The organism is Allobosea sp., from assembly GCF_035944895.1.
Classification (GTDB): domain Bacteria; phylum Pseudomonadota; class Alphaproteobacteria; order Rhizobiales; family Beijerinckiaceae; genus Allobosea.
In genome coordinates, this window is record NZ_DASZAT010000014.1 from 60,161 (window position 1) to 72,166 (window position 12,006).

At 67.2% G+C, this 12,006-nt stretch carries 12 protein-coding genes; 7 read left to right on the plus strand and 5 right to left on the minus strand.

Annotated elements, in window-relative coordinates:
• Positions 1-156: 156 nt before the first annotated feature.
• Together VGV58_RS25680 and VGV58_RS25685 are read left to right on the plus strand one after the other, a co-directional pair.
• On the plus strand, positions 157-951 hold the full coding sequence (locus tag VGV58_RS25680) for a phytanoyl-CoA dioxygenase family protein (protein WP_326876904.1): 795 nt from the start codon (positions 157-159) through the stop codon (positions 949-951).
• 115 nt (positions 952-1,066) lie between these two features.
• Positions 1,067-2,656 (plus strand): CYTH and CHAD domain-containing protein, encoded by a 1,590-nt coding sequence (locus VGV58_RS25685; protein ID WP_326877076.1) that lies wholly within the window; start codon positions 1,067-1,069, stop codon positions 2,654-2,656.
• Between the two features lie 189 nt (positions 2,657-2,845).
• Here VGV58_RS25685 and VGV58_RS25690 read toward each other — a convergent pair whose 3' ends face one another.
• On the minus strand, positions 2,846-3,220 hold the full coding sequence (locus tag VGV58_RS25690) for a hypothetical protein (RefSeq protein WP_326876905.1): 375 nt from the start codon (positions 3,218-3,220) through the stop codon (positions 2,846-2,848).
• Between the two features lie 182 nt (positions 3,221-3,402).
• Complete coding sequence (locus VGV58_RS25695; protein ID WP_326876906.1) at positions 3,403-4,278, minus strand: LysR family transcriptional regulator; 876 nt, start codon at positions 4,276-4,278, stop codon at positions 3,403-3,405.
• A gap of 161 nt (positions 4,279-4,439) precedes the next feature.
• Here VGV58_RS25695 and VGV58_RS25700 point away from each other — a divergent pair, with 161 nt between their 5' ends.
• Both VGV58_RS25700 and VGV58_RS25705 read left to right on the plus strand, forming a co-directional pair.
• Positions 4,440-4,694, plus strand: a complete 255-nt coding sequence (locus VGV58_RS25700) for a hypothetical protein (RefSeq protein ID WP_326876907.1) — start codon at positions 4,440-4,442, stop codon at positions 4,692-4,694.
• A gap of 117 nt (positions 4,695-4,811) precedes the next feature.
• A complete protein-coding gene (locus VGV58_RS25705; RefSeq protein WP_326876908.1) occupies positions 4,812-5,597 on the plus strand; it encodes an ADYC domain-containing protein in 786 nt (261 codons plus the stop codon).
• A gap of 141 nt (positions 5,598-5,738) precedes the next feature.
• On the opposite strand, the gene VGV58_RS25710 is transcribed toward VGV58_RS25705, so the two are convergent.
• Positions 5,739-6,977, minus strand: a complete 1,239-nt coding sequence (locus tag VGV58_RS25710; RefSeq protein ID WP_092158817.1) for an aspartate kinase — start codon at positions 6,975-6,977, stop codon at positions 5,739-5,741.
• Between the two features lie 149 nt (positions 6,978-7,126).
• On the opposite strand from VGV58_RS25710, the gene ubiG reads away from it, so the two are divergent.
• Positions 7,127-7,879, plus strand: a complete 753-nt coding sequence (gene ubiG, locus VGV58_RS25715) for a bifunctional 2-polyprenyl-6-hydroxyphenol methylase/3-demethylubiquinol 3-O-methyltransferase UbiG (protein ID WP_326876909.1) — start codon at positions 7,127-7,129, stop codon at positions 7,877-7,879.
• 6 nt (positions 7,880-7,885) lie between these two features.
• Here ubiG and VGV58_RS25720 read toward each other — a convergent pair whose 3' ends face one another.
• The gene (locus VGV58_RS25720) at positions 7,886-8,248 is read right to left on the minus strand and encodes a DUF4180 domain-containing protein (RefSeq protein WP_326876910.1); all 363 of its coding nucleotides are present in this window, start codon (positions 8,246-8,248) and stop codon (positions 7,886-7,888) included.
• Between the two features lie 176 nt (positions 8,249-8,424).
• Between VGV58_RS25720 and ccrA the strand changes: the two genes are divergently transcribed.
• Both ccrA and VGV58_RS25730 read left to right on the plus strand, forming a co-directional pair.
• Complete coding sequence (ccrA, locus tag VGV58_RS25725; RefSeq protein WP_326876911.1) at positions 8,425-9,699, plus strand: crotonyl-CoA carboxylase/reductase; 1,275 nt, start codon at positions 8,425-8,427, stop codon at positions 9,697-9,699.
• Positions 9,700-9,902: 203 nt separating this feature from the next.
• Positions 9,903-10,835: an acetamidase/formamidase family protein gene (locus VGV58_RS25730; RefSeq protein ID WP_326876912.1), complete on the plus strand. Its 933-nt coding sequence runs from the start codon at positions 9,903-9,905 to the stop codon at positions 10,833-10,835.
• A 201-nt stretch (positions 10,836-11,036) separates the two neighbouring features.
• Here the strand turns inward: VGV58_RS25730 and VGV58_RS25735 are convergent, their stop codons facing one another.
• Positions 11,037-11,894, minus strand: coding sequence for a YihY/virulence factor BrkB family protein (locus VGV58_RS25735; protein WP_326876913.1), 858 nt, complete (start codon positions 11,892-11,894; stop codon positions 11,037-11,039).
• Between the last annotated feature and the right edge of the window lie 112 nt (positions 11,895-12,006).

Consider the following 12,006-nt stretch of genomic DNA (forward strand, 5'->3'; position numbering starts at 1 on the left):
GATGATGTTCGCCGTCTTCCTCGCCTGACCTTCCTGCAGTCCCGGGTGCGCTTCGCGCTCCGGCCCTGCAAACGGGTGCCCCGCATCCGAAGGTCCCTTGCCAGCCTGCCCGCGCGGTGGGCGCTTCGGCTGGCCGATAGCGAAAGACATCTCTCAATGACTCACCCTGAATCCGACGCGCGCGTCCTCGACGACGCGCAGATCGCCCATTTCATCGAGCGCGGCTTCGTCCGGCTCGATCATGCCTTTTCGCCTGTACTCGCGGAGGAAGCCCGCGCCATCCTCTGGCGCGATCTCGGCTGCGATCCGAACGATCCGGCGAGCTGGACCAAGCCGGTGATCCGGCTCGGCATGTACACAAATGCGCCCTTCATCGCTGCGGCGAACACGCCGCTGCTGCACGGCGCTTTCGACCAGCTCGTCGGCGCCGGGCGCTGGTTGCCTTGTCGTGCCATGGGCACCTTCCCGGTGCGCTTTCCTTCGCCGGACGATCCGGGTGATGCCGGCTGGCATGTCGATGTCAGCTTCAGCTTCGACGATCCTGACTTCATGAACTGGCGGGTCAATCTCGCCTCGAAGGGCAGGGCGCTGCTGATGCTCTTCCTGTTCTCCGATGTCGGTAAGGACGATGCGCCGACGCGCATTCGGGTCGGCTCGCACCAGGACATCGCCCGCCAGCTCGCGCCGGCAGGCGAGGCCGGCCTGTCGCTGCGCGAGCTGGCCGCCGACGGCTTCGCCGGCAGTGCCGGGCGTGAGGAGGTGCTGGCGACGGGGGAGGCCGGCACGGTCTATCTCTGCCATCCCTTCCTGGTGCACTCCGCGCAGCCGCATCGCGGCACGCGGCCGCGCTTCATGGCGCAGCCGCCTCTGCTGCCGCGCGAGCCGCTCAGCCTCGATCGGCCGGACGGCGCCTATTCGCCCGTCGAGGCCGCGATCCGGCAGGCTCTCTGACGCCTGCGCCACTTCGCCCGGGGGGCTGTCCCCGGGCGAAGTGGTGACAAGCTGCCGCCTGCGCAGCTACTGTCTGAACTCACGCACTGCCCAGTGGAGAGAAGCCTTGGACGCCGTGCCGAGAGACGATGCCGCCCAGCCCGACGCTGCCGCGGCCTCTGAGCCGCAGAAGCTGCCGCCGCGCGAGATCGAACTGAAGCTGGCCGCTTCGCAGAGCGCGCTGGAGACGCTTCGCGGTGCCGACCTGATCGCGCGCCATGCCCGAAACCAGGGCGTCACCCGCCGGCTCGATGCGGTCTACTACGACACGCCCGACCGGCTGCTCGACCGTAACGGCCTGTCATTGCGAGTGCGCCGCAGCGGCAAGCGCCATGTCCAGACGCTGAAGCGCTCCGGATCGGGCGACCCGCTGGTGCGCGACGAATGGGAGGTGGCGCTGCCCGATGGCGCGCTCGATCTCGCTCTGCTGCCGCTCGCCGAGATCGGCGAGCCGCTTGCCAGCCTGTCGGCCGGGCAGCTCGCGCCGGTCTTCGCCACGCGGATCAGGCGGCGCCTTCGCCGGCTCGACTATGCCGGCGCGGTGATCGAGATCGCCTTCGACGACGGCACGATCGAGGCCGGCGAACAGAGTCTGTCCGTCAGCGAGGTCGAACTCGAACTGAAGGAAGGCGAGGCGGCGGCGCTCTACGAATTTGGGCTGGCCATGCTGGATGTCGCGCCGCTGCAGGTCGCGACGCAGAGCAAGTCGGCGCGCGGCTACGGACTGGCTTTTGCGCGCCTGCCGCGGGCGGTGAAGGCGAGGCCGGTCGAGATCGGCGCGCATGACAATGCCGATGCAGCGATCGCGGCGATCCTCGGCAACACCTACAGGCAATTGCTCGGCAATCTCGCACCTGTCACCGCTCGGTCAGGACCGGAAGGCGTGCACCAGATGCGGGTGTCGCTGCGCCGCCTGCGCTCGGCGCTGTCGGTGCTGAAGCGCGAGGTCGCATCGCCCGCACTCGAGCCGATCGGGCGGGAGGCGAAGCGCCTCGGGCATGTGCTGGGGCCGGCCCGTAACTGGGATGTCTTCATCACCCAGACCGTGCCGGATATCGAAGCCGAAGGGCTGGATGATGCCGAGCTGGCGGTGTTGCGCAAGGCGGCCGAACCGCACCAGGCGAAAAGCTATGCCGAAATCGCAAAGCGGCTGGAGAACCCGCAGACCAGCCGGTTCCTGCTGTCCTTCGGCGCCCTGATCGAGCGCCGCGGCTGGCGCAGCGGCCTTCCAAGCGAGGCCATGGCGGTGCTGGCCGAGCCAGCCGATGATTTTGCCGGGCGAGTGCTGGCACGAACGCATCGCCAGGCGCTGAAACGCGGCCGTGGCTTCGGCAGCCTCCGGCCCGAGGCGCGTCACGAATTGCGGTTGGCTTTGAAGAAGCTGCGCTACACCGCCGAGTTCTTCCTGCCGCTGCATGACGGCGCGGCGGCGCGCAAATATCTCGGCCGGCTGTGGCGCCTGCAGGAGGCGCTCGGCCTCGCCAACGATGCGGCGACGACGCAGCACCTCCTCGCCGAATTGCGCACCGGCAAGGCACCGGGGCCGGAGCTGCATTTTGCCGCCGGCGCCATCCATGGCTGGCAATCCCGACACACCATCGAAGCCGGCCGCAAGCTCAAGCGGCACTGGCGCAGATTCGAGTCGGCGAGCCCCTTCTGGAGCTAGGGCGTGCTGAACTCGTACGGAACCACCAAGGTCATCCTGGGCGAGCAAAGCTCGTCCCGGATCGATCGGAGAGCGCCGGAGCCCTGCGATGGATCCCGGAGCTGCGCGGCTAAAGCCGCTTGTCGAGGATGACAGAGCTGATCCAAGAAAAATCCGCAGGCTCCAGGCCGTTGGAGAGCTGCCGCGCGATCAGCTTGTCTTCCTGGTGACGATCGTCAGTTCGCCATCGTTGCTCACCTGGGCCAGGACGACGTCGCGCGTCGAGAAGCCCTTGGCCTCGACGGCGGATTTGGCGGCCGGTGCTTTCTCGACCGCTTGGCGCAGCTTCTCGAGCTCGGCCGTGGTGCGCGTCGCTATCAGCTGGTTCACCTGTGCCTTGCTCGCTTCGGGAAGCTCGTTGATCTCGACGACCTTGACCGAGGTTATCGTCGGCGCGCTCGCAGGCGCTTCTTGCGAGGAGGCGGGCGGCTTGGCCGCGGGGAGTTCCGTCGACGGCGCCTGGGCATAGGCCGCGCCGGCCAGGATGGCGGCGACGCTTGCGGTAGCGATCGTGATCATACGCATGGGCATGTCCTTCCATCGGTTGCGGAAAGGACGATTGAACACCAGCGATGGGACGAGAGCCCGGAAGCGATCGGGTCATTTCGTGATCATATCGTGGCGCTGGCGGGGCGGTCGCGGAGCGGCGCGTAGGTCACGCGGGCGATCGAGGCGTTCCGGCAATCCGGCCCCTGCTGCGCCGTCCGCTATCCCCAGCGATGCGCCTGTGTCGCGCGGGCGAAGGCCTGGCCGGCCGGGGAAAGCTGCCGGCCGGCCATGTTGACCAGGCAGACCTCGCGCTCGACCGAGGGCTCGACCAGGGGGCGGCGCAGGATGCCGGTGTGGGTGACCGAATATTCGGGCATGAACGCGAATCCCAGGCCGGCCATCACCATCCCCTGGATCCAGTCCTCGCGCTCCGAGCGAAAGCTGGCATAGAGCTCGATGTTGTTCTGTCCGCAGACATGCATCACCGTCTCGCGCATCTCGCAGGCGAGGCGGTCGACATAGGCCTTCTGCCGGGTATCGCCGAGCCGCACGGTATCCTGGCGTTCGAACGGATGGCCCGGCGGCACGATCACCACATAGCGCTCGCGGTAAAGCGGCATCGCCCGTGCTGACGGTGGATATCCGCGCGGTGCGTGCAGCACCGCCATGTCGATCTCGCCGATGTCGAGCTTGGCCTGGAGCTCGTCGAGGCTGCCTTCGTGGACCCCGAGCTCGATGCCCGGATGCTGTTCCTTGAAGCCCGCGAGCAGAGCGGACAACCGCATCGGCCCGATCGTGTTCATGATGCCGATCTTGAGCGGCACCTGGCGCAGCAGGCGGAAATCCTTCGCGGCCTGGCGCACGCTCTCGGCCTGCTCGGCCATCTGGGTGATGAACGGCAGCAGCCGCTGGCCGAGCTCGGTCATCAGAATGCGCTTGCCTTCGCGGTGGAACAGCGCGCCACCAAATTCGTCTTCGAGCTTCTTGATCGCGACGGTCAGCGAAGGCTGCGAGATGTTGCACGCCTCGGCCGCGCGCGTGAAATTGAGATGCTCTGCAGTGGCGATGAAGTAACGGGCCTGGTCGAGCTCCATGCGGGCGCCTCCTGTTTGTGCCGGGCACCCTTGTGGCATGGCGCACCCAAGGCTGGGACTATGGAACGATAGCGAAACGATAGTTCTGGCGCGAGGGCTGGTGGATCATAAGGCCGCTGTCAGCCGGGCAGCCCGCCCAGCCTGGATATGGGAGACCCGTGATGATCAGGACTTTCGCCGCTCTTGCCGCCGCCACCATCGTCGCCGGCGCCTTCGCTTCCCCCGCTCACGCTGTCCGGCTGCGCACCCAGCCCAACGGCCCCGCCGTCAACGGCCTGGTGCTCAACGGCCTGGTGCTCAACGGGCTCGTCCTCAACGGCAAGGTGATCAACGGCCGCTCCTGGCAGGGCACCTCGGTCCGCGGCGCCGAGCAGGCCGAGGCGCTCTCGCTTATCGCGGTCGAGCTGGCCGACTGAGGCCCGGCTTCTGCCATCGACGGGTCCCTGCCTCCTTTCCCGCCGGGAAGGGAGGCAAGGCTCGTTCGGCCATGTCCCCACGTCCGGCTGGACCGTTCGCCCCATCGGAGCCGTATCATGCGCCTGATCGCGTTCTTCCTCATGCTGCTCGCGGGCCCCGTTCTTGCGCAGGGACGCCAGGTTGCTGCGATCGAGGCGCGTGACGGCGCCTTCCGGGTGACGCTGGCCGACGGCTCCGTTCGCGAGCGCGAAGCCCTGGCGGGCATGGTGCTGGTCTATGCCGGTGGCGAGCAACGCATCCGCATGCGTGTCGCCGGCATTCGGCCCGATCCGGGCGATGCCAGCGGCCGAAGGCTGCTTCATGATTTTCGCGACGCTGCGACCGGCGAGCCGGTTTGCCAGGCAGCGCCCGACGGCACGCGCGAGGGTTTCCCGATCGCCGGCCGCGCCGACGCTGCCGGCATGTTGCATGCGGCGGAACCCGGCGCGTTCGAGATCGTCTGCACCGCCGGGGCACAGGGCAAATGCGTGCGCTTCGGCTACGCGCCCTGGCTTGCTCAGGCCGATGGCCGGCCCATGCTGGAGCTCTACAACGCCTGCATCCGCATGGTCCGGGCCGATTATTGCGGCGCCGGCGAGGCGACGACGCGCGACGGCATGAACATCGACCTCTACGACGTCCATGACACCCAGACGCCGGAACTTGCCCCCGAGCAGAGCTTCGAGGCGGCCTGGGGGCCGGATGGGGCGGTCTGCGTCGCCCACGTCCGGGTCAAGGAGAACACCTCGCTCGAGCGGCTGGCCGCGACCTGCCCGCGCCTGGCCGGCAAGCTCGGGCCGGCCTGCACTGAGGCCAGCGCCCGCGCCGCCGGGGCCCGCCTGTTCAACCGCTCGGCGCCATAGTCGGCGCGCATCCGGACGGATGCGGTCACGATGATCTATCGCATTGTTATCGCATTGGATTCTTCCGAAAAGTGGATTCCACTTTTCGGTCCGATGCCATAGCCGGAAAAACGCGCATGGCCGCTTGGCCGATGCCTCGTCTCAGGCCGCGTCGAGCCCGTAGAGCGAGTGCAGGGTGCGCACCGCCAGCTCGGTATAGGCGGCGTCGATCAGCACCGAGAACTTGATCTCGGAGGTGGTGATGGCGCGGATGTTGATGCCCTTCTCGGCCAGCGCCCGGAAGGCGCGCGCCGCCACGCCGGCATGGCTGCGCATGCCGACGCCGATCGCCGAGATCTTCACCACCTCGGTCGCGCCCTGGATGTCCTGGTAGGCGATGGTGTCGTGCTTCGATTCGAGCAGGCCCTTGGCGCGCTCGTAATCGGCGGTCGGCACGGTGAAGGTGATGTCGGTGGTCGCCTGGTCGTCGGAGACGACCTGGATGATCATGTCGACATTGATGTTGGCATCGGCCAGCGGCCCGAAGATCGCCGCGGCGACGCCGGGCTTGTCGGCCACGCGCCGGAGCGTGATCTGGGCTTCGTCGCGCGAGAAGGCGATGCCGGTGACGATCTGCTGTTCCACGATGTCGTCCTCGTCGCAGATGAGGGTGCCTGGATTGGGGTTTTCGGGGTCGTCGAAGGAGGAGCGCACATAGGTCGGCACGCGCTGGACCATGGCGATCTCGACCGAACGCACCTGCAGCACCTTCGAGCCGAGAGAGGCCATCTCCAGCATCTCTTCAAACGAGACCTTGTCCATCCGCCTCGCCTTCGGGACGATGCGCGGATCGGTCGTATAGACGCCGTCGACATCGGTGTAGATGTCGCAGCGATCGGCCTTGAGGCCGGCGGCGAGCGCGACCGCGCTGGTGTCGGAGCCGCCGCGGCCGAGCGTGACGATGCGGTGGCTGCGCGGGTTGATGCCCTGGAAGCCGGAGCAGACGGCGATCTCGCGGTTGCGGTCGAAGCCGGCGAGGATGCCGGCGCCGTCGACGCCCTCGATCCTGGCCGAGCCATGCGCGTCAGAGCCGTAGAGCGGGATCTGCCAGCCCTGCCAGGAGCGGGCGGGCAGGCCCATTTCCTGCAGCACGATCGCCATCAGCCCGGAGGTGACCTGCTCGCCCGAAGCGACGACGGTGTCGTATTCGGCCTGGTCGTAGACGGACGAGGCTTCCTTGCACCAGGCGACGAGCTCGTTGGTCTTGCCGGACATTGCCGAGACCACGACCGCGACCTGGTTGCCGGCGTCGAATTCGCGTTTGACGTGGCGGGCCGCGTTCTTGATGCGCTCGACAGTGGCGACCGATGTGCCGCCGAACTTCATCACCAGACGGGCCATGACGTCTAAAGGCTCTCTAATCTGCGCCCGGCCGGGCCGGGACGAAACGTCCCCTCGCACCTAGCGAAGGGCGGGTGTAGATGACGGGCAGCGCGGAAAGTGTCAATGCAGCCACCGCCCGCACGAGCATAAACGGGATATCAAAGGCGATGACGGCAGCGGCACGCGAAGGCTCCACCATCGATCCGGCCGAGGTCGCGCGCTTCGACGCGCTGGCCAAGAGCTGGTGGGACCCGAAGGGGCCGATGGCGGTCCTGCACAAGTTCAATCCCGTACGCCTCGCCTTCATTCGCGACCTCGCCTGCGAGCGCTTCGGTCGTGATCCGAAGTCGCTGCGTGCGCTGGAGGGGCTGAGCGTCGTCGACATCGGCTGCGGCGGCGGCGTGCTCTGCGAGCCGCTGGCGCGTCTGGGCGCACAGGTCACCGGACTCGACCCGGCGACGACCAATATCGCCGTGGCGCGGGCGCATGCGCAGAAGGCAGGCGTTACGGTCGACTATCGCGAGGAGACGATCGAGGCGGTCGTCGCGTCCGGCGCGCGCTTCGACATCGTCCTCGCCATGGAGGTGGTCGAGCATGTTTCCGATGTCGAGGCCTTCGTCGCCTCCTGCTGCGCGGCAGTGAAGCCGGGCGGTCTGCTCGTCATGGCGACGCTCAACCGCACGCTGAAATCCTATGCGCTCGCCATCGTCGGCGCCGAATACATCCTGCGCTGGCTGCCGCGCGGCACGCATGACTGGGAGAAGTTCGTCACGCCGGACGAATTGGAAGCAGCGATCGAGACCGGTGGACTCTCGGTCTTCGCCCGCGAGGGCGTCGCCTACAACCCGCTGGCCGACCGCTGGTCGCGCTCGCGTGATCTCGACGTCAATTATATGCTGGCGGCGAGCCGCCCGGCCTGATCGCCGTCAGGCTGCGAGCCGGGCGTCGAGCGCCGCGAGGTCGTCGACGAACCAGAGCGCCTGGCCCTGGTTGCTTTCGTAGACGAAGTCCCGCAGCGCCTTGCTGGCGGTGCACTGGGTGCTGATGTCGCCGATGACGGCGAGACGGATCCGGTAGTTGACGAATTTCTGCGCGACCTCGCCGGCGAGCCGTGTCGCGAGCTGGAAGAAGGCGGGATCGAGCCGCGCGACCGGGATCGCCACCATCGTTGCCTCCGCCGCCCAGGCGGCGCCGAGGAAGTCGTTGATGTCGCGCTCGGCGGCGAGCGGCTGGCCGTCTTCTGCGCAGATCAGCACGGTCGTGCCGTGAAGCTCTCGAATCATGTCCATGGCGGCGGTATCGTCGCTCCTTCGACAGGAGACAAGCGGCGAGGGAACTTCCGCCTTTCCCTCTTGTTTTTTGCGCTGCGGCATAATTCGATAGGAGTATGGCGCAGCGCAGCATTGGTCTGCATGATGCCGGCAACGCCACCGGATCAGAGGCGTGGCGACAAGGGAGAGGTGAGATGGCCCAGCTGCAACCCGTCGCGAAGCCCGCGTTGAAGGATCTCTACGAGCTCGGCGAATTGCCGCCGCTCGGCCATGTCCCGGCCAACATGTACGCTTGGACGATCCGCCGCGAGCGCCATGGCCCGCCGCAGGACAGCTTCAAGGTCGAGGTCGTGCCGACCTGGTCGATCGGCGAGGAGGAGGTGCTGCTCCTCGTGATGGCCGGCGGCGTCAACTACAACGGCATCTGGGCCGGCCTCGGCCAGCCGATCTCGCCTTTCGACGTCCATAAGGGCTCGTTGCACATCGCCGGTTCCGATGCATCGGGCATCGTCTGGGCCGTCGGCTCCAAGGTGAAGCGCTGGAAGGTCGGCGACGAGGTCATCGTCCATTGCAACCAGGACGACGGCGACGACGAGGAGTGCAATGGCGGCGACCCGATGTTCTCGTCGTCCCAGCGCATCTGGGGCTATGAGACGCCGGACGGCTCCTTCGCCCAGTTCTGCCGGGTGCAGTCGCGGCAATTGATGCTGAAGCCGAAGCACCTCTCCTGGGAGGAATCGGCCTGCTACACGCTGACGCTGGCGACCGCCTACCGCATGCTGTTCGGCCATGCCCCGCACACCATCAAGCCGGGCGACAACGTCCTGATCTGGGGCGCCTCCGGAGGCCTCGGCGTCTTCGGCGTGCAGCTCTGCGCGGCGTCCGGCGCCAATGCGATCGGCGTGATCTCCGACGAGACCAAGCGCGACTACGTGCTCGGTCTCGGCGCCAAGGGCGTGATCAACCGCAAGGACTTCAACTGCTGGGGCCAGATGCCCACGGTCAACTCGCCCGAATATGCCGAATGGACCAAGGAAGCCCGCAAGTTCGGCAAGGCGATCTGGGACATCACCGGCAAGAAGGACGTCGACATCGTCTTCGAGCATCCGGGCGAGGCGACTTTCCCGGTCTCCTGCCTCGTCGCCAAGCGCGGCGGCATGGTTGTGTTCTGCGCCGGCACCTCCGGCTTCAACATCACCTTCGACGCCCGCTATGTCTGGATGCGGCAGAAGCGCGTGCAAGGCTCGCATTTCGCCCATCTCAAGCAGGCGAGTGCCGCCAACCAGTTCGTGCTCGACCGGCGCGTCGATCCCTGCATGTCCGAGGTCTTCCCCTGGGACAAGATCCCGCTCGCCCACCACAAGATGTGGAAGAACGAGCATGCGCCGGGCAACATGGCCGTGCTGGTCTACGCCCCGCGCACCGGCCTGCGCACCTATGAGGACGTGGTCGAGGCGCTGGAGGGCTGACCCGGCGCTCGGACAAGGCCTCCACGAACCCGGAGGGGAGCGGGGCGTGGATTTCTGATCTCCCGAACCGGGCTCACTGGCGCCCTCGCCATGCGTTCGCATAGGCTGGTGCGAGAGGCGACTCCCGAAGGATTCGGCCGGGACGCTTCGCGACGGCCGATCCCTGTGTCCTGAAGCGCCCGCAAGACCGGCAGGTGAGACCCATGGCGCTTCATCGTTTCGTCCCCACCACCTATTCCAATGTGATGGCGACGCTGCCGCCGGTCCTTACGGTCGCCAGCGGCGATACGATCGTGACGACGACGCTCGATGCCGCCGGCATCGATCATGACGGCGTCCAGAAGGCACCGCGCGGCAATCCGATGACCGGCCCGTTCTCCGTCGAAGGTGCCGGGCCGGGCGATGCGCTGATCGTGACGATCGACAGGATGACTCCGAACCGCGCCACGGGCTGGACCTACTCGCCGCTGTCGCAGCAGGTGGTCGATCCCCGTACCGTCGCCGAATTGCCGAAGAGCGAGCGCTTCGAATGGGCGATCGATGCCGGCAAGGGCAAGGTCAGCCTGATCGGCGGCTCGGAGCGTATGTCGGGCTGGAGCTTCCCGCTGACACCGATGATCGGCTGCTTCGGTGTGGCGCCGGCTGGCGGCCAGGCGATCTCCACGGCGACGAGCGGGCCTTATGGCGGCAATATGGACTATCGTCGTTTCGGGCCGGGCGCGCGCATCGCTTTCCCCGTGTCCGAGACGGGCGGGCTGTTCTTCCTCGGCGACGGGCATGCCTGCCAGGGCGATGGCGAGATCGTCGGGACCGGCATCGAGACCAGCTTCGAGATCGAGTTCACCCTGCATCTGCGCAAGAATGCGCCGGGCCGCTGGCCGCGCTGCGAAACTGCGACCGAGATCATCACCCTGGCGAGCGGACGCCCGCTCGACCAGCCGCTGCAGTTCGCGACGACCGAGATGCTGCGCTGGATCGTCGAGGACCTCGGCGTCGATGCCGTGGAGGCGAGCCATCTGCTTGGCCAGATGGTGCGCTACGACGTCGCCAACGTCTTCAATCCCGCCTATTGCGTCGCCTGCCGGCTCGAGAAGACCGACATCACCAGGGCCATGTCGCTGCTCGGCCGGGGCTGATGCTTGCGGCATCGACCGCCCAGCCTGGGCTCGAGCATTTTCGAGCGAAGTGGACGCCGGTTCGCGTGAAGACAATGCGATAAATCAAAGGCCGGGAGCAATTCCGCGATTCGGGGAATTGCTCCCGGCCGGAAATCAGCCGTTGCTTCGCTGCAAGCTTGCATCTTCATGAGGGGGCGCCCGGAGATCGGGGAGGAGCGATCATAGCCCGCTCAATACGTCTCCGCTCGACTTCTCCGGCGCCCGGCGCAGCGCGATCGCGGCGTTGAGCTCGGCGCCATAGAGGAAGATCGCCGCCAGCCAATAGAGGAAGACCAGCGCGATCATCGCGGTGGCGAGGCCGGCATAGGTGGTGACATAGGCGCCGGCGAAGGAATCGAGATACCAGCCGAAGCCGATACCGCCGATCAGCCAGACCACCAGCGTCATCAGGATGCCCGGCCACATCGCTCGGATATGCGGGGCGCGGGCCGGCAGCAGCTTGTGGGCGACGCTGAGCGCCAGCACGACCAGCACGGTCGCTCCTGCGATCCGCAGGAAGGCGAGCAGGAAGCCGAGCGGGGCAAGCGCCGGCGCGAAGCCGACGATGCCGCGCCAGATCAGCGGGCCGAGCACGACCAGCAGCGAGAAGGCGAGCATGAAGATGGCGCCGCCGACGACATAGACGATCGATTCCAGCCGCGTGCGCCACCAGCTGCGCCATTCATAGGCCTCATAGGCGCGGTTGAGCCCGATCCTGACGGCTTCGACGCCGGAGGAGGAGAAATACAGCGCCAGGATCGCGCCCAGCGTCAGCGCGTCCTTGCGCACTGCGGTCAGCACGGAGCGGACTTCGCGCGCGATCGGCTCCGCCACCTCGCGCGGCCAGGCTTCCAGCAGCAATTGCGCGGCTTCGTCGGCAGCCGCCTGTGAGCCGAAGAAGCCGCCGAGCGCCGTGATCAGGATCAGGAACGGAAACAGCGACATCAGCACCGAAAGCGCGATGTGACTGGCGATCGCCCAGCCGTCATGGGCGATGAAGCGTTCGAAGGCGAGGGCGGGGACTGAGCGCAGCGACATGCAGGTCTCGGGCGGGGCAGGGCGGTGATTGTCGCCGGTTCGGGGCTGCTGGCAAGACGGGAGGGTGCGCAGGACGGGAGAGCGCGAGAGACATGGCCTCACGGCGTCCGCA